This window comes from Cupriavidus sp. L7L (assembly GCF_004353535.1).
Classification (GTDB): domain Bacteria; phylum Pseudomonadota; class Gammaproteobacteria; order Burkholderiales; family Burkholderiaceae; genus Cupriavidus; species Cupriavidus oxalaticus_A.
The window spans coordinates 50376-67938 of the sequence record NZ_SMNY01000007.1; the positions used below are offsets into that span (position 1 = coordinate 50376).

General features: G+C 67.3%; 16 protein-coding genes and 2 riboswitches. Of the genes, 7 read left to right on the forward strand and 9 right to left on the reverse strand.

All coding sequences use genetic code 11. The features are described 5' to 3' along the window. Positions 1-108: 108 nt before the first annotated feature. A complete protein-coding gene (locus E1J61_RS06875; RefSeq protein ID WP_133093380.1) occupies positions 109-1194 on the reverse strand; it encodes a tartrate dehydrogenase in 1086 nt (361 codons plus the stop codon). A 132-nt stretch (positions 1195-1326) separates the two neighbouring features. Between E1J61_RS06875 and E1J61_RS06880 the strand changes: the two genes are divergently transcribed. Continuing rightward, positions 1327-2268 (forward strand): LysR family transcriptional regulator, encoded by a 942-nt coding sequence (locus tag E1J61_RS06880; RefSeq protein ID WP_133093381.1) that lies wholly within the window; start codon positions 1327-1329, stop codon positions 2266-2268. Positions 2269-2400: 132 nt separating this feature from the next. Next, entirely contained in the window at positions 2401-2877 is a 477-nt protein-coding gene (locus tag E1J61_RS06885; RefSeq protein WP_133093382.1) for a DUF3597 domain-containing protein, read from the forward strand. A gap of 51 nt (positions 2878-2928) precedes the next feature. On the opposite strand, the gene E1J61_RS06890 is transcribed toward E1J61_RS06885, so the two are convergent. The 3 genes from E1J61_RS06890 to E1J61_RS06900 are packed head-to-tail and all read right to left on the reverse strand — an operon-like array spanning position 2929 to position 6967. Then, positions 2929-3429 (reverse strand): hypothetical protein, encoded by a 501-nt coding sequence (locus tag E1J61_RS06890; protein ID WP_133093383.1) that lies wholly within the window; start codon positions 3427-3429, stop codon positions 2929-2931. After that, positions 3426-4676 (reverse strand): sialidase family protein, encoded by a 1251-nt coding sequence (locus E1J61_RS06895; protein WP_243736813.1) that lies wholly within the window; start codon positions 4674-4676, stop codon positions 3426-3428. Before E1J61_RS06895 ends, E1J61_RS06890 begins: the two co-directional genes overlap by 4 nt. A 5-nt stretch (positions 4677-4681) precedes the next feature. Continuing rightward, a complete protein-coding gene (locus E1J61_RS06900) occupies positions 4682-6967 on the reverse strand; it encodes a TonB-dependent receptor (protein ID WP_133093384.1) in 2286 nt (761 codons plus the stop codon). A 254-nt stretch (positions 6968-7221) separates the two neighbouring features. Then, a riboswitch (glycine riboswitch) is annotated at positions 7222-7323 on the forward strand. Continuing rightward, positions 7324-7454: riboswitch (glycine riboswitch) on the forward strand. It abuts the riboswitch before it with no gap. A gap of 54 nt (positions 7455-7508) precedes the next feature. Here E1J61_RS06900 and E1J61_RS06905 point away from each other — a divergent pair. After that, on the forward strand, positions 7509-8774 hold the full coding sequence (locus E1J61_RS06905) for a D-amino acid dehydrogenase (protein WP_133093385.1): 1266 nt from the start codon (positions 7509-7511) through the stop codon (positions 8772-8774). Positions 8775-8904: 130 nt separating this feature from the next. Here the strand turns inward: E1J61_RS06905 and E1J61_RS06910 are convergent, their stop codons facing one another. The 3 genes from E1J61_RS06910 to E1J61_RS06920 are packed head-to-tail and all read right to left on the reverse strand — an operon-like array spanning position 8905 to position 10991. Next, positions 8905-9303: a Zn-ribbon domain-containing OB-fold protein gene (locus E1J61_RS06910; protein WP_133093386.1), complete on the reverse strand. Its 399-nt coding sequence runs from the start codon at positions 9301-9303 to the stop codon at positions 8905-8907. Positions 9304-9327: 24 nt separating this feature from the next. Continuing rightward, positions 9328-10494, reverse strand: coding sequence for a thiolase domain-containing protein (locus E1J61_RS06915; protein ID WP_133093387.1), 1167 nt, complete (start codon positions 10492-10494; stop codon positions 9328-9330). Positions 10495-10532: 38 nt separating this feature from the next. Continuing rightward, the gene (locus E1J61_RS06920; RefSeq protein ID WP_133093388.1) at positions 10533-10991 is read right to left on the reverse strand and encodes a MaoC family dehydratase; all 459 of its coding nucleotides are present in this window, start codon (positions 10989-10991) and stop codon (positions 10533-10535) included. 274 nt (positions 10992-11265) lie between these two features. Between E1J61_RS06920 and E1J61_RS06925 the strand changes: the two genes are divergently transcribed. Then, a complete protein-coding gene (locus E1J61_RS06925) occupies positions 11266-12189 on the forward strand; it encodes a LysR family transcriptional regulator (protein WP_133093389.1) in 924 nt (307 codons plus the stop codon). A gap of 11 nt (positions 12190-12200) precedes the next feature. Here E1J61_RS06925 and E1J61_RS06930 read toward each other — a convergent pair whose 3' ends face one another. After that, positions 12201-12719, reverse strand: a complete 519-nt coding sequence (locus E1J61_RS06930; protein ID WP_133093390.1) for an Lrp/AsnC family transcriptional regulator — start codon at positions 12717-12719, stop codon at positions 12201-12203. A 171-nt stretch (positions 12720-12890) separates the two neighbouring features. Between E1J61_RS06930 and mdeB the strand changes: the two genes are divergently transcribed. Then, the gene (gene mdeB, locus E1J61_RS06935) at positions 12891-15593 is read left to right on the forward strand and encodes an alpha-ketoglutarate dehydrogenase (RefSeq protein ID WP_133093391.1); all 2703 of its coding nucleotides are present in this window, start codon (positions 12891-12893) and stop codon (positions 15591-15593) included. 40 nt (positions 15594-15633) lie between these two features. Here mdeB and E1J61_RS06940 read toward each other — a convergent pair whose 3' ends face one another. Continuing rightward, positions 15634-16071, reverse strand: coding sequence for a MerR family transcriptional regulator (locus E1J61_RS06940; protein ID WP_133093392.1), 438 nt, complete (start codon positions 16069-16071; stop codon positions 15634-15636). Between the two features lie 63 nt (positions 16072-16134). Here E1J61_RS06940 and E1J61_RS06945 point away from each other — a divergent pair, with 63 nt between their 5' ends. Together E1J61_RS06945 and E1J61_RS06950 are read left to right on the forward strand one after the other, a co-directional pair. Then, on the forward strand, positions 16135-16422 hold the full coding sequence (locus E1J61_RS06945; protein WP_240745760.1) for a DUF2188 domain-containing protein: 288 nt from the start codon (positions 16135-16137) through the stop codon (positions 16420-16422). Positions 16423-16700: 278 nt separating this feature from the next. Further along, a complete protein-coding gene (locus E1J61_RS06950) occupies positions 16701-17546 on the forward strand; it encodes a TauD/TfdA family dioxygenase (protein WP_133093393.1) in 846 nt (281 codons plus the stop codon). The last annotated feature ends 17 nt before the right edge of the window (positions 17547-17563 follow it).

Genomic DNA, 17563 nt, shown 5'->3' on the forward strand with positions numbered 1-17563 from the left:
TTGTGGCGGAAGGCGGTGCGGCTATGCCGCTGGTTTGCTCCCCTCTCCCGCGCGCGGGAGAGGGGAGCGTTCACGACGGGTAGCGGCTAGCGGTTGGCGCGCGAACGCTCAGGCTGCCCTGGCCTGCTTGCCGGACAGCAGTTCGCACACAGCTTGCGTCACCTGCGCGGTGGTGGCCTTGCCACCCAGGTCGCCGGTATGCAGCGCCGCGTTGGCGGTCACCGCCTCGACCGCCTCCATCACGCGCTGGGCCGCGGCGTGCTCGCCCAGGTGTTCCAGCAGCATCACCACCGACCAGAACGTGCCGACCGGATTGGCCAGGCCCTTGCCCATGATGTCGAAGGCCGAACCGTGGATCGGCTCGAACATCGACGGATAGCGGCGTTCCGGGTCGATATTGCCGGTTGGGGCGATGCCCAGGCTGCCGGCCAGCGCCGCGGCCAGGTCGCTCAGGATGTCGGCGTGCAGGTTGGTGGCAACGATGGTGTCGAGCGACTTCGGGCGGTTGACCATGCGCGCGGTGGCGGCATCGACCAGTTCCTTGTCCCAGGTGACGTCCGGGAAATCCTTCGCCACCTGCACCGCGACCTCGTCCCACATCACCATGGCGTGGCGCTGCGCGTTGGACTTGGTGATCACCGTCAGCTGCTTGCGCGGACGCGATTGCGCCAGCTTGAAGGCGAAGCGCAGGATGCGTTCGACGCCGACGCGGGTCATCATGCTGACATCGGTGGCGGCCTCGATCGGATGGCCCTGGTGCACGCGGCCGCCGACGCCCGAGTATTCGCCTTCCGAGTTCTCGCGCACGATCACCCAGTTCAGGTCTTCCGGCGCGCAGCGCTTGAGCGGCGCGTCGATGCCCGGCAGGATGCGGGTCGGGCGCACGTTGGCGTACTGGTCGAAGCCCTGGCAGATCTTCAGGCGCAGGCCCCACAGCGTGATGTGGTCGGGGATATGCGGGTCGCCGGCCGAGCCGAACAGGATCGCATCCTTGTCGCGCAGCGCGTCCAGGCCATCGGCGGGCATCATCACGCCGTGCTGGCGGTAGTAGTCTCCGCCCCAGTCGAAGTCTTCGAACTCGAAGCGGAAATCGGCGCCGGCGGCGGCCAGCGCTTCCATCACCTGGCGGCCCGCGGGAATCACTTCCTTGCCGATGCCATCGCCGGGGATGGTCGCGATGCGGTAGGTCTTCATCTCTTGTCTCCTGGTCAGAATCCGTGTGAATCCGTGTGTTTGCACGATTGCGTGGAATGGATTCTGGGCCGTGGACAAGGTTTTGGATCGCTTGTAAAGTTAAACCATTCTTAACCTGAGATTAAAGCTGGCATGGCATCGTCCGCAGGGATCCAGCCGTCGGAACTGGGCTTTTTCACGTCGGTGGCCACCGCCGGCAGCCTGAGCGCGGCCGCGCGCGACCTTGGCATCACAACCGCGGCGGTCAGCAAGCGGCTGGCACAGATGGAGGCGCGAATCGGCATGCCGCTGGTCACGCGCACCACCCGGCGCATGAGCCTGACGCCCGAGGGCGAGGTCTACCTGGAGCACGCGCGGCGCATCCTGAGCGAGATCGAGGACCTGGACCAGCTGCTGACGCGTTCCAAGGGCAAGCCGAGCGGCCTGCTGCGCGTCAATGCCACGCTGGGGTTCGGCCGCATGCACGTGGCGCCGGTGATTTCCGAGTACGTCGCGGCCTATCCCGAAGTCGACGTGCAGCTGCAGCTGTCGGCCGACCCGCCACCGCTGAACGAAGATGCGTTCGACGTCTGCATCCGCTTCGGCCAGCCGCCCGATGCGCGCATCGTGGCGCGCAAGCTGGCGCCCAACCGGCGCCTGCTATGCGCGTCGCCCAAGTACCTGCGCGATCACGGCATCCCCAACACGCCGGCCGACCTGCGCCGCCACAACTGCATCGGCATCCGGCAGGGCAGCGACGCCTATGGCGTGTGGCGCCTGACCACCGGCAAGGGGGCCAAGGCGCGTACCGAAACCGTGCGCGTGCGCGGCAACCTGACCACCAACGACGGCGAGATCGCGGTCAACTGGGCGCTGGAAGGCCACGGCATCCTGATGCGGGCCGAATGGGATATCGAGCGATTCCTGCGCAGCGGACGGTTGGTGCAGGTGTTGCCGCAGTACGCCACGCCGGAGGCCGACATCTACGCGGTCTATCACCAGCGGCATCAGCTGTCGTCGCGGCTCCGGCTGTTCGTCGAGTTCATGGCGGCGAAGTTCAGCGAGTTCGGCGAGCCGGCAAAAGTGCCGGCATGACTGTCGCTGCATGCAGCATTTACAACCCGGCGCTGCCTGGTGCGCCGAAAGCAAGGCCTGCGTGGATGGTGCGTTTCCTGCATGGCGCTGTACTCCACGTGCTGCGTTCCAAACGGACAGGAGGCCACCGCCATGAGCATCTTCAAGGACATCCTCAACAAGCTGCTGGGCCGGGCCAAGCCGGCTGCCACGACTTCGGGCACCCCCGCCGGCACATCCGCCGGCACAGCGGCTGGCACGCCGACCTCGGCAGGCGCGGCACCCGCGCCGTCGAGCCCGTCGCCCGCGTCGGCAGGCGCCACCGCGCCCGCAGGCAGCGCTGGCCAGGCCGCGGCCAAACCCACGCCGCTGTCGGGCGTCGACGTCGAATCCATCATGGACAACCTGGTCAGGGAGAGCGGCCAGACGCTGAACTGGCGCACGTCCATCGTTGACACGATGAAGGCGCTGGGCATCGACAGCAGCCTCGAGCACCGCAAGGAACTGGCGCGCGAGCTGCACTACAGCGGCGACATGAACGATTCCGCCGGGATGAATATCTGGCTGCACAAGCGCCTGATGCAGGAGCTTGCGGCCAACGGCGGCAAGCTGCCGGCGGACTTGTCGTAAGGAAATCCGGGAAGCGTTGGCGGCTGCCTCAGGAAAGGGCCGGCGGCCGCCTCAGCCGCCGATGCCCGCCCAGCGCAGGTGCTTGTCCCAGTCGGCGTCGCCGATCACGCCGGATACGCCCTGCCGCTGGCCGTCGGCCCGATAGAAGTACGTGCGCGGCATCTCCCCCATCCAGTCGGGATCGACCGAATAGCGCAGCCTCTCCTGCGGCTCGTTGCCGAACATCCACGCGTTGCGCGTCAGGTTGACGCGCTTGAGCAGCTGCTGCACCTGCGGCAGCGCGTCGGGCCGGTCCATGGCCAGCGTGACCACGCGCAGGCTGCGATGCTTCGCCTGCAGCTTGCCGATGGCTTCGAAATTACGCTTGCAGTAGACGCAGTCGAGCGACCACACCACCAGCACGAAGGGCTTGCCCTGCTGGCTGGCACTGAGCTGCGCGGCACTGGCGGATTCGAACACCGATACGCGTTCGGCCGCGCGCGCCATGCCGGCGACGCCGAGCGCGATCGCGGTGCCCGCCAGCGCGGCGATGAGTTTGCGACGCAATGTCATGCGCCCTCCTGCGCCAGCGGGAAGACCTGGAAGCCTTCGGCCTCGGTGCGCCACAGCACGTAGGCGCGGCCGCCGTGCTGCAGCAGGTGCGGCTGGTCCGAATCGCGCGCGGTGCCGGCAACCTGGCGCGTCTGCCAGGTCTTGCCGCCGTCCTGCGACAGCATCGCCGAAAGCCGGGTCTGCTGGCCGTCGAACGATTTCCACGCCACCACGATGCGATGGTCGTCGAGCGCGACGATATCGGCATGCTGCGCGCGCGGGTCGTCCAGCGGACGCTGCGCCTGCAGCTTGCCGTCCCGGAAGCGGCCGACCGATACCGTCGGCTTGCCTGCCTTCACGTTGAACCAGACCATGTGCAGCGTGCCGTCCGGCGCCACCGCGGCGCCCGGGCCGTGGTGCGGGCAGGCGTCGATGCGCCAGTCGTCGAAGGTCGCGCGCTGCATCGGCGCGGGCGTGCCGTCGGCGCCGAGCAGTGCCACCGCGTGGTCGCGCGCGTTGGGCGGGAACACGTGGCGCCACAGCGCCAGCATCTTGCCGTCCGGCGTCGGCGCGAGCGCGATGCGGCAGCATTCGCAGGACTGGTCGGCGATCTTGTAATCGCCCTGGAAGCTCTTGCCGTGGTCGGCCGATACCGCGTAGTAGATCGCAGCGCCGGCATAGGGCTGCCTGCGCGCTTCGGCGGCGACCACGTCGCGCTTGTCGATCCAGCTGACGAAGACGCGGCCGGCCGGGTCCACCGCGATCGCGTCGAAGCGGTGCGCGATCTGGTCGCGGTTGGCATGCACGGTCACCGGCGCGGCAAAGGTCTTGCCGCCGTCGGCGGAGCGCGCGAAGCGGATAAAGCCGGTATAGGGCTTGGGCAGCGGCTGGGTCCAGGTGACGTAGATCTCGCCGTCGCGGCCGGTGGCAATCTTGGGCCGGCTGTCGTGGTCAGCAGCCACGGCTTCGGGCACGCGGTTGACGTGCTGCACCGGCCCGAAGCTGCGACCCTGGTCGGCCGACGCGCGCACGGCCACGTGCTGGCCGTCCTTGTAGGCGATCCACAAGCGGCCGTCGCGAGCGAAGGCGGCGCCGGTGCCGAGTTCGCTCATCGCCTTCGGCGCCGCGCTTTGCGCACCGTGGCCGGCATGGTTGCCATGGGACTGCGCCATCGCGGCGAACGCCGTGCAGGCGATCACGCCGGCGGCAAGGAAGCGGAAGCTGCGGGGCAAGCGCTGCAGGGGAATGGTCAGGATCGGACTGGTCACTGCACTCAGAAGGAAAGCTTGGCCTCGGCGTAGAACGTCCGGCCCGGGTACGGGTGGTAGACGAAGTAACGCTGGTCGGTCAGGTTGTCGATGCCAAGCCCGAGCCGCACGTTCCTGGCGGGCTTGTAGGTCACCTTGACGTCGAAGGTCAGGAAACTGCTGGTGCCGCCGAAGGTGTCGGGATTGACGTCGCTGTTATCGAGCGTATTGTACTGCCGCCCCGAATAGGTCATCGCCAGCGTGCCGGCCCATGCCGGCGTGAAGCGGTAGGTGCCGACCAGGTTCGCGCGCCACTGCGGGATGCGATAGAAATACTTGCCCACCGATGCCGGGTTATTGGCATTCTCCAGCGTCTTGGAATGGTTGTACGCGCCGCTGGCCGACAGGTCGAAGCCGCTGATCAGCACGTCGCGCCCGTCGTAGGCAAGCTCGATGCCGCGCGTACGCACGCGGTCCACGTTCTGGAAACTGGTGACGGTGGGGAACACCGTGGTATTGGTCTGGCTGACCAGCGCATCGCGGATGTCGTCTTCATACACCGACACGCGGAAGTACGAACGGTCGACCGTGCGTTCGAAGGTCAGGTCCTTCGAGAACGAGCGCTCCGGCTTCAGGTTGGGATCGTTGTTGATCAGCGAGGTGCCGGTGATGCGGCCCTGGAACAGCTCGGCGACGGTTGGGTAGCGCCAGGCCTGGCCGAGCGACAGCCGGCCCAGCCAGTCCTGACCGATGGCCTTTTCCAGCGCCAGCTTGGGCGACCAGTTGGACTCGCTGCGCACCGGGTAGGCGACATCTACGCCCGGCTGGCTGCGGCTGCCGTCATAGGCGCGCCAGTGCTCCCAGCGCACGCCCGGGATCAGCTTCCAGTCCTCGGCGAAGTACCACGCGTCCTGCGCGTACAGCGCCTGCGTCTCGGTCTTGCCGGCAAAGGCGTTGTTGAACGCGGAGATGGTGGCGGCCTGCCAGTCCGAGGTGTTGTAGGTGGTGTTGCTGAGCCGGTAGTTGTCGTAGTGGTAGCCGAGGGTGACCCAGTGGCCGCCCTTGAGCTGCTGCGGGCGGTAGTCGGCCTTCAGGTCGAGCGTGCGCCAGCCGGTGCCGTCGCCATAGGTCACCGTGCCCGGGCCATTGCCCGCGGTGCTGGCGGTGCGGCTGATGTCCTTGGTGACATCGAACAGCGATGCCACGCCGGAGAAATTCCACCCGGTCTCGTTGCGCGTGCGCAGCGACAGGCCGTAGAGCCAGCGCGCGTCCTCGCCATTGCCCGGCGCAAACGCGTTGGCGGGGATCACGTAGCGGAAGCCGCCGATATTGACCGGGCCGCTCGACACCACGTTGCCGTCGGCATCGCGCAGGTAGCTGCCGGTGGCGCTGGAGCGGTCCTGCTGCCAGTAGGCGGCGGTGAATTGCGCCTGCAGGGTATTGGTGATGTCGTAGCCGAGCTTGAGCTTGAGCTGGTCCTGCACGGTGTGCGTGACGCCCTCGCTGTTGACGCCCATCACGGTGCGGTCGGCGCCGGTCTGGTCCTGGTCGAAGTAGGCGCCCGTCACGGGCTTGTCGGCCGAAGTCGCCCGCACGCTGGAGCGCGCCGCGGTGTAGAAGCTCAGCGGCTGGCTCTTGCTGTCCTGCCGGTCGACGCTGACCAGCCACGAGAACGGCCCGGCGCGGTCGCCCACGTAGGCGTTGGCGTGCACGCCGTTGAAACTGTCGTGCGTGCCGTACAGGTTGAAGCGCTGCGTGAACAGCTGCACGCTGGCATCGCCCTCGAACTTCTGCGGTGTGCGCGTACTGATCAGCACGGTCGCGCCCAGCGAGTTGCCCGGGTACAGCGCCGAATACGGGCCATACAGCACGTCGACGCGCTCGATCTCGGCGGCGTTGACCAGCGACCAGCGCGGCGGGAAGGTGAAATCGGAGCCCAGCAGGTTGGACAGCAGCAGGCCGTCGGCATAGACCAGCCCGCGCGCCGACTGGCGCGAGCTGGTGCTGCGCACCGAGATGATCGAGTTCATATCGCCGATGAAGCGCTTGCGCACGGCGAGGTTGGGCGCGTACTTGAGCGCGTCTTCGGTGTTGACCACGTTGAAGTCCGCCATGCGTGCGGCGCTGATGCCGTAGGCGGGCGATGGCGTATTGGGCGGCGTGGCCGGCGTTTCGCCGCGCCCGGGCTTCGCCGAGACCACGACTTCCTGCAAGGGCTGCGGCGCGCTGACGGGTTCATCCGGCTGGGCGCCGGCGATGCCGGGGCCCATCAGCGCGGCCGACGCGGCCAGCGCAATCCGATTTCTTCTCACTGGAATACCTATTCTGTTCTTCTGGCTCGCCCGACCGGTGCGCCGTATCCGGCTCGTGCTACGGCGCACTTCCTCCGCGTAGCGAGTGCTGACATTCTAGGGGGCGGGTCGGCTTGACGCAGTGCGACATAGCGCCGCGCCGGTACGGAAGCGACTCGCCCCATCCATGCGAACACGCCTGGCTCTATTCGCGTTTACCCGCATATCCACATGCGGCCTTTGTCTCTAGATTTGCGCGGATTGGCGTTCGCGCCAACGTGATGCTGGGAGAGACTGATCCGGCGGCAGCCGCCGCGGACAGCGCCGAAGGAGCAACCGCCCCGGAAACTCTCAGGCAAAAGGACCGGTATCACGCGTCACAGCACTCTGAAGAATGCCGCCATCGTCAGCCGGCATACCGAAGGAGCAAGCGGCCCCCGCCACCGGTACCCCCGGGCACCACCGGCGACTGTCGTGAATCTCTCAGGTCAGGAACAGAGGGGGCGTCCGCCACGCATGTCGCGTGCGGGCTCCCACCCCGACGTTTCTGGACTGCCAGATCATGAAGACAATCGCCGTCATCGGCGGTGGCATCACCGGTGTCACCACGGCCTACGCGCTCGCCCGGCGCGGATTCTCCGTCACCCTGTTCGAGCGCCACCGCTACGCCGCGATGGAAACCTCGTTCGCCAACGGAGGGCAGCTATCCGCCTCCAATGCCGAGGTGTGGACGCACTGGTCCACCATCATCAAGGGCCTGAAGTGGATGCTGCGCAGCGACGCCCCGCTGCTGGTCAACCCGCGCCCGAGCTGGCACAAGCTGAGCTGGTTCGCCGAGTTCATCGCCTCGATCCCGCATTACCGCCGCAACACCATCGAGACCGCGCGCCTGGCCATCGCGGCGCGCGAGCACCTGTTCGCGTGGGCGGCGCAGGAAGGCATCGACTTCGACCACAAGCGCGAAGGCATCCTGCATATCTATCGCGACAAGGCGGGCTTCGAGCACGCGGGCCGCGTCTCGGCGCTGCTGGCGCAGGGCGGGCTGGAGCGCCGCGCGGTAACGCCGGCGGAAATGCGCGCAATCGAGCCGACGCTGGCCGGCACCTACTACGGCGGCTATTTCACCGAAAGCGATTCGACCGGCGACATCCACAAGTTCACCAGCGGCCTGGCCGCCGCCATCGAGCGCATGGGCGTGCACTGCCGCTACGGCGAGGACGTGCGCAAGGTCACCACCGATGGCCGCAGCGCCAGCGTGACCGTGCAGGAAGGCGCGGACAGCGCCACCTCGACCTTCGACGGCGCGGTGATCTGCGCCGGCACCGCCAGCCGCGCGCTGGCCGCCGGGCTGGGCGACCGCGTCAACATCTATCCGGTCAAGGGCTATTCCATCACCGTCAACCTGAACGACGCGGGCAGCCGCACCGCGGCGCCGACCGTCAGCCTGCTCGACGATGAAACCAAGCTGGTCACCAGCCGCCTGGGCGACGACCGCTTCCGCGTGGCCGGCACCGCGGAGTTCAACGGCTTCAACCGCGACATCCGCGCCGACCGCATCCGGCCGCTGGTGGAATGGGTGCAACAGTGCTTCCCCGGCGTCAGCACGCGCAGCGTGGTGCCGTGGGCGGGGCTGCGGCCGATGCTGCCGGATATGCTGCCGCGTGTTGGGCGGGGGCGGGCCCGGTGCGTGTTCTACAACACCGGGCATGGGCACCTTGGCTGGACGCTGTCGGCGGTGACGGCGGATATGGTGGCGGGGGTGGTGGAGCAGGCGCTGGTTGAACCGAAGGTCTCGGGCGTGGGCTCGCTGGGACTTGCCAAGGCTTGAGATTGCCAGTTGAGCGCCTCGCTATTGCCAGCGCTGGCCCTCTCCCCAGCCCCTCCCGCTCGCGGGAGAGGAACGGGGGAGAGGGCGGGAGCCTCCACGGAGTGAAGCGCCACCGCCCGCCGTGAACCGCTCAGGCCGGCGCAAACACCGGCACCGGCGCCCCATCCACGCTGGGCGCGAACCTGACCTTCACCTTCTGCCCGATGCGCACCGCATCGAGATCGCAATCGACGATATGGGTCATCATGGTCACGCCCTCGTCCAGCGTCACATAGGCAATGCAATACGCCTGCGGGCCAGCCTTGCGCGTGACGCTGTACGAGTAGATGGTGCCGCGGCCGCTGGCGGTCTTCCAGACCGTATCGCCCATGCAGAACGGGCACAGCGTGCGCGGATACCAGTGCGTCTTGCCGCATGACTGGCAGTGCTTGACCAGCAGCCGGCCTTCGCGCGCGGCCTGCCAGAATTCGATGTTGTCGGGCTGTTCGTCCGGGGCCTTGTAGGCCATGGGAGTGTGCGGGGTCGTCATGTCAGTTGCTCCGGCGATCGTTCATTATTCGCGCTCGAGGATCAGGGTGGCGCTGCCGTGGCGCGAGCCCAGGTAGCCGCCGGTGCCTTGCGCCAGCGCCAGGTCGCAGTTCTTCACCTGCACCGCCGGATGCGCCTCGCCGCGCAGCTGGCGCACGGCCTCGATCACCTTGGTGATGCCGCCGCGGTTGGCCGGGTGGTTGTTGCACAGGCCACCGCCATCGGTATTGAACGGCAGCTTGCCGACGCCCGAGATCAGGTTGCCGTCGGCCACGAACTTGCCGCCTTCGCCCTTCTTGCAGAAGCCCAGGTCTTCCAGCTGCATCAGCACGGTGATGGTGAAGCTGTCGTAGATCGAGGCGTACTTGATGTCGGCCGGGGTCACGCCGGCTTCAGCGAACGCGGCCGCGCCGGAAAACTTCGCGCCCGACCAGCTCAGGTCGACCTCGCCGCCGAGCTGGCCCTTGACGTATTCACCGGCGCCAACGATCTTCACCTTCGGACGCCTGAGCGTGGCCGCAATCTCGGGCCGCGCCACGATCAGCGCGCCGCCGCCGTCGGACACCACGCAGCAGTCGAGCTTGTGCAGCGGGTCGGCGATCAACGGCGAGTTCAGCACCTCTTCCACCGTGACCACGTTGCGCAGCATCGCGTGCGGGTTGTGCTGCGCGTGGTGCGACGCCGCCACCTTGACCCATGCCAGCTGCTCGGGCGTGGTGCCGTACTCGTACATATGGCGCATCGCCACCATCGCGTACAGGTTGACGGTGACGGGATTGAACGGCGCCTCGAACGGGGCGTCCGGCAGGTTGGCGCCCCAGTTGCGCGCCTGCGTGCCGGTCGAGCCTTCCGAGCGCGGCCGGCCCGCCAGCGTGATCAGCGCCACGTTGCACTTGCCGGCGGCAATGGCCTGCGCGGCGTGCGAGACATGCACCAGGTAGGCGGAGCCGCCGGTGTCGGTGGAGTCCACGTGGCGCACCTTCAGGCCGAGGTAGTCGACCATGTTGGTGGCGCCCAGCCCCGGCGCATCGCCGGCGCAGAAGTAGCCATCCACGTCCGCCAGGGTCAGGCCGGCATCGGCCAGCGCGCCGCGTGCGGATTCCGCGTGCAGCTGCGCCACCGACTTGTCCGGCGCCTTGCGGGTCGGGTGCTCGTAGGCCCCGACGATATATGCCTTGCCTTTGATGCTCATGGGAGTCTCGTCCTGCTTGGGATTGATATTGGGGAACTTCAGAAGCGCATCTGCACCAGCCAGGTCGCCACCATGGCCGGCCGCTCGCTGCCTTCGACCTGCATCTCTACTTTCCAGTGGCAGCGCACTTCACCGGGGCGGACATCGTCGAGCTGCTGCAGCGTGAACGCGCCGCGCACGCGCGCGCCGGCCGGCACCGGGCCGGTGAAGCGCAGCCGGTCGAAGCCATAGTTCAGCGCCAGCTTGCGGCCCGGGAAGGTAAAGCACTGCCCGAACGCCGCCGACACCATCGACACGATCAGGAAGGCGTGCGCGACCGTGCAGCCGTATGGCGAATCCGCCGCGGCGCGCTCGGGGTCCACGTAGATCCACTGCCGGTCATGCGTCAGCTCGGCGAAGGTATCGATGGCGTCCTGCCCGATGGGGAAATACTCGCTCACGGCGGCGGGCGCGGCGCAAAGCGCGCGCAGGTCGTCGAGCGATGCAATGCTGTGCATGAGGCTCCTGTCGGTCCAGGCCTGGTCGGGCGCGATCGGCGCGATCGGCCTGCGCCCGGCCGGCTGTCTCCGTTGTGTTCCTTGAGTGTTCCTTGATACGGAATCTGTTGCTGCACTGCAGCTTGCAATCGAGTGTAGCGACGCCGCGGAACCGGCGTCCAATATCGTTTGCCGCGCGATCGATAAGCGCTGTTTATCGACCCACCCGGCGCGCGCGGTTGCCCGGGGGGCGCGCGGCGCACTAAGATGTGGCTCCCGCATCCCCGCTGACCCCATGGAACTGCGCCGCATCCGGCACTTCGTCGTGCTGGCCGAGACCCTCAATTTCCGCCGCGCGGCAGAGCGCCTGCATATCGCCCAGCCCGCGCTGACGGTCTCGATCCAGAAGCTCGAGTCCGAGCTCGACGCCACCCTGTTCGTGCGCGAGCCGCGCGGCGTCACGCTGACCGAGACCGGCCGCGCCGCGCTGGCCGAGGCCCGGCGCATCCTGTTCCACGCCGGCCAGTTCAGCGAGCTGGTGCAGTCGGCCAGCAGCGGCATGGCCGGCATCTTGCGGGTGGGCTTTGTCGGCACCACGACCTCGCACCTGCTGCCACGGCTGGTGACGCGCTTCCGCAATGAATACCCCGGCGTCGAACTGGTGCTGCGCGAAGCGACCTCGACCCGCATCATGCAATGGCTGGAAGACGAGGCGCTGGACGTGGGCCTGGTGCGCACGCCGCTGCTGACGCCGGGCAATACCGCGCTGGCGCTGCTGGAGCGCGACCGCTTTGTCGCCGCCCTGCCGCGCAGCCACCCGCTGGCGGGCAAGCCCGCGCTGACGCTGGCCGACCTCGCGCAGGAGCGCTTTGTCATGTACGAGCAGGCCGAAGCGTCGGGCCTGCGCAGCGCCGCGCTGTCGGCGTGCCAGGTGGCCGGCTTCCAGCCGCGCGTCACGCAGGAGGCCACGCAGGTGCAGACCGTGCTGGCGCTGGTGGAGAGCGGGCTGGGCGTGGCCCTGGTGCCGTCGATCATGCAGCGCTTTGCCAACGACCGCATGGTGATCCGCGACCTGGCGGGTTATCCGGACAGTGCCGGTATCGGCCTGGCGCTCACCTGGCTGCCGGCGCACGACACCCCGGTGGTACGGCATTTCCGCGAGGTGGCGTTGTCGGAATTCGCGGTGGATGGCGGCAACGAGGAGCGTGGCGCGCCGTAGCCCGCAGCAGGCTATTCGCCCTCTTCTTCCGCCAGGCTCAAGGTCAATCCGCCCGCCGGCAGCGGCAGCGCCGTGCGGTACCGCACCTGCTTCAGCGCGAAGCTCGACCGGATATTGGACACGCCAGGGATCTTGGTCAGCTGCTCCAGGATAAAGCGCTCCAGGCTCTGCATGCTGGGCACGACCACGCGCAGCAGGTAGTCCGCATCGCCGGTCATCAGGTAGCACTCCATCACTTCGGGCCGCTTGTCGATTGCCGCCTCGAAGCGGCGCAGCGCGTCTTCCACCTGTTTTTCCAGGCTGACCTGGATAAACACATTGATGCGCAGGCCCAGCGCCTCGGCATTCAGCAATGTGACCTGCTGCTTGATCAATCCCATTTTCTCCAGCGCCTTGACGCGGTTGAAGCAAGGCGTCGGCGACAGGTTCACGGCGCGCGCCAGCTCGGCATTGGTGATGCGGGCGTTCTGCTGCAGCTGGTTGAGGATGGCGATATCGATGCGATCGAGCCTGAGCGAGGTGTCGTTCATGATGTAACAATTCCGGATTTTGGCATCTATTGAGAATTTTTATACTGTGATACCCGCTTCTGGCAAGGAAATTCAGACACATTCTCTGCGGCTCCAGGCGTAATCTTGTTGGCATCGGCGGGCGTGACTGACATGCCGCCACAGACAAGCAACATGGACAGGAGCGGTGCCATGACCAACCTGGCAAACGGTGTGCAATCGATGCTCGCGCTGCCTTCGGCCAACGAGGACAGCGATCCCCAGGAAACGCGCGAATGGCTGGACGCGCTCGAAGGCGTGCTGGCGCATGCCGGCAGCGCGCGCGCCAGCTTCCTGCTGCAGCGCCTGGCGGCGCATGCCGCAGCGCAGGGCCTGCCGCCGCCCGGCGCCGGCCCGAGCGCCTATGTGAATACCATCCCCGTGCAGGCGCAGCCGCCCTACCCTGGCGACCTGGAGATCGAAGCCCGGCTGGGCGCCGCGCTGCGCTGGAATGCGTTGGCCATGGTGGTGCGCGCCAACCGCGCCTATGGCGAACTGGGCGGCCATATCGCCAGCTATGCCTCCGCGGCCGATCTGTTCGAAGTCGGATTCAACCACTTCTTCCGCGGCGACAGCGCCGAACAGGGCGGCGACCTGGTCTACTTCCAGCCGCACTCGGCCCCCGGCGTCTACGCCCGCGCCTACCTGGAGGGTTTCCTCGACGAGACCCACCTGCAGCACTACCGGCGCGAGATCGGCGGCCCGGGCCTGTGCTCCTACCCGCATCCCTGGCTGATGCCGGACTTCTGGCAGTTCCCGACCGGCTCGATGGGCATCGGCCCCATCAATTCGATCTACCAGGCGCGCTTCATGCGCTACCTGCAGAACCGCGGGCTGCAGCCGGCGTCGTCGCGCAAGGTCTGGGGCTTCTTCGGCGATGGCGAGATGGACGAGCCCGAGTCGATCGGCGCATTGTCGCTGGCCGCGCGCGAGCAGCTCGACAACCTGGTCTTCGTCATCAACTGCAACCTGCAGCGGCTCGACGGGCCCGTGCGCGGCAACGGCCGCATCGTCGATGAGCTCGAAGCGCTGTTCGCCGGCGCCGGCTGGAACGTGATCAAGGTGCTGTGGGGCTCGGACTGGGACGAGCTGTTCGCCCGCGACCGCTCCGGCGCGCTGGTGCGGGCCTTCGCGCAGACCGTCGACGGCCAGTTCCAGACCTTCTCCGCCAACGACGGCGCCTACAACCGCGAGCATTTCTTCCAGCAGAACCCCGAGCTCGCCGCACTCGCCGCGCACCTGAGCAACGACGACATCGACCGCCTGCGCCGCGGCGGCCACGACCTGCGCAAGCTGCACGCCGCCTACACACGCGCCATGGGCCACCGCGGCCAGCCCACCGTGATCCTGGCCAAGACCATGAAGGGCTTCGGCATGGGCACGGCTGGCCAGGGGCGCATGACCACGCACCAGCAGAAGAAGCTGGAGCTGGAAGACCTGAAGGCCTTCCGCGACCGCTTCCAGCTGCCGCTGTCGGACGACGACGTCGCCAACCTGCGCTTCTACAAACCCGCCGACGACAGCCCGGAAATGCGCTACCTGCACGCACGCCGGGCCGCGCTCGGCGGCTACCTGCCGCGGCGCCGGCAGGCCGCGACCACCGCGCTCACGGTGCCGCCGTCCGGCCAGTGGGCCGGCTTCGCACTGGCCGCGGACGGCAAGGAAATGTCGACCACCATGGCCGTGGTGCGCATGCTCGGCAGCCTGCTCAAGGACGCCGCGCTGGGGCCGCGCATCGTGCCGGTGGTTGCTGACGAGGCACGCACCTTCGGCATGGCCAACCTGTTCCGGCAGGTCGGCATCTATTCGCCGCTGGGCCAGCGCTATGAGCCGGAAGACCTGGGTTCGATGCTGTACTACCGCGAATCCACCGGCGGGCAGATCCTGGAAGAAGGCATCTCCGAAGCCGGCGCGATCTCGTCATGGATCGCCGCGGCCACCGCCTACAGCGTGCACGACCTGCCGATGCTGCCCTTCTACATCTACTATTCGATGTTCGGCTTCCAGCGCATCGGCGACCTGATCTGGGCCGCTGCCGACCAGCGCGCCCGCGGCTTCCTGATCGGCGCCACCTCGGGCAAGACCACGCTCGGCGGCGAGGGGCTGCAGCACCAGGACGGCACCAGCCACCTGGCCGCGTCGACCATCCCCAACTGCCGCGCGTGGGATCCCGCCTTTGCCTATGAAGTGGCAGTGATCGTGGAGCATGGCATGCGCGAGATGGGCGAGCAGCAGCGCGACGTCTTCTACTACGTCACCGTCGGCAACGAGAACTATGCGCAGCCGTCGATGCCGCAGCCGGCCGATGCCGTGCGCGACGGCATCCTGAAGGGCATGTACTCGCTTACGCCCGAATGGCGCGATGCCAGCCAGGTCGACCTGCTCGGCGCGGGCGCCATCCTGCCCGAGGTGATCGCCGCCGCGCGCCTGCTCGAAGACGACTGGGGCGTGGTGGCGCAGGTCTGGAGCGTGACCAGTTTCACGGAGCTGCAGCGCGACGCGATCGCCGTGGAACGCAGCAACCGCCTGAACGACCAGCATGCCCGCTCGTATGTCGAAACAGCGCTGGCAGGGTCGAACGGCCCGGTGATCGCCGCCACCGATTATGTGCGCGCGGTGCCGGAGCTGATCCGCGCGTGCGTGCCGGGGCGCTATGTCACGCTGGGCACCGACGGCTTCGGGCGCAGCGACACGCGGCAGGCGTTGCGCGCGTTCTTCGAGGTGGACCGCCATTCTGTCGTGGTCGCGGCGCTGCGGGCGCTGGCCGATGACGGCAAGCTGCCTTCCGATGTCGTGCGCGCGGCGCGGGAGCGCTATGGCAAGTCGGGGGACAAGGCCGCGTCGTGGCAGGCGTGACACGCGGCATGCCCTGACCTTCTCGGTCAGCAGGCTTGCGTCACCGGCCCCGCAATGCCGCGGCGCGCCCGTTTTCCGGGTTGCCGTTCGCAGACAAGGTGTTCATCAAGGGGCAGCAATCCTCGGTGCCATTGGCGTGGCATTGTCCGATCAGGATCTTTAGTTCCGCGCGCATCCCGCGCAAATCCCTCAGCCTTTCCTCCACCAGGCTGAGCTTGCGCTCGGCCAGTGCTCGGGCCGTGCTGCACCGGCCATGCTTCTGCTGCAGCAGTCCCCGGATCTCATCCAGCGTGAACCCGAGCGACTGTGCCTGGCGGATGAAATGCATCCGCTGCAGGCTCTGTTGCGAATACTGGCGAATTGCGCCATGGGCGCGCTCTGGCACCGGCAGCAGCCCGCAGCGATGGTAGTACCGTACCGTCTCCACGCCAACGCCAGCCGCCTTGGCCAGCTTCCCGATCGTCAGTGTTTGCTCCATCGCTTGACTCCGTACCTTGGTACGGACCTAGCCTATGCCAAACCCGCCTTTAAGTGAAGGGGATTGCATTTCGACCGCAGAATGACGGCGGCCGCCTTACGTAGCGGTATCTCTAAAAAGGTCATCATGCAATCGCGCATCATTCGTGTTCTGCCCGCGGAACATGGCTGGACATTGGAATTCAGCGGCCTCGATATCAAGCCCCAGCGGTTTCCGACCATGGAAGCGGCAATCGCGGCCGGCTGGAACGTGGCCAGGCGGCATCAGGCCGAATTGCATATCCATCGTCTTGACGGGGATGTGCATCTGCGCAGCCCGTTCGGCGACAAGCAACAGAAGCCGGAGCAGTGATGCCGCGCAGCGGCGGCGGCCGCGTGCGTGATGCAAGGCCGTATCACTAGCGTGCGCCGGAAAGCGAGCCTTTTGCACAGATCTCGCGAGGAAAGGTCAGCAGTCGATACGTGGCCTTGATCAAGCGGCACGCCGCCAGGCGAAGCGCGCTGCGCATGTCCCAAATTAACAAACGAATGTCCCCGTAAAGCAAGCGGGCTCGCTTCGATCGCCCGATACTCCATCTCCAAGCAGGCCCTGAACCTGTACGCAGATCCAATCACTGCTGGAGACATGACATGGAGATCAGGCAGATCACCCCGGCCATCGGTGCCGAAATCACGGGCATCCACCTCGGCGACGCGGCGCGCGATCCCGCGCTGTTCGCCGACATCAAGGCAGCGCTGCTCAGGCATCGCGTGCTCTTCTTCCGCAAGCAGGACATCACGCGTGCCGAGCACGTGGCGTTCGCCAGCGCCTTCGGCAAGCTGGAAGACCACCCCGTGGTCGGCAGCGATCCGGATCATCCTGGCCTGGTGCGTGTCTATCGCAGCGACAACCCGCACAGCTACGAGAACAACTACCACTGCGACGGCCTGTGGCGTCCCAATCCGGCCATGGGCGCGGTACTGCGCTGCATCGAATGCCCCGACATCGGCGGCGACACCATCTGGGTCAACATGGTGAAGGCGTATGAGGAACTGCCCGACGACATCAAGGCGAAGGTCGACGGGCTTCGTGCCCGCGCCAGCATCGAGCAGAGCTTCGGCGCGGTCATGACGCCCGAGGCGCGCGCGAAGCTCGCGCAGGACCATCCGCCCGTGGAGCATCCGGTCGTGCGCACGCACCCGGAAACCGGCGAAAAGGTGCTGTTCGTCGGTGCCGGCTTCTCGACCTACTTCACCAACTACAGCACGCCGGCCAATGTGCGGCACGGCATCGACAAGGCGCCCGGCGCGGCCCTGCTGCTCAACTACCTGATCAGCCGCGCCACCATTCCCGAATACCAGGTGCGCTGGTCGTGGCAGCGGGGCGACGTCGCCGTGTGGGACAACCGCTGCACGCAGCACTACGCGCTCAACGACTACTTTCCCGCGCCGCGCAAGATGGAGCGCGCAGCCATCGTCGGCGACATCCCCTACTGAACCGAAGCCGCCTTCCG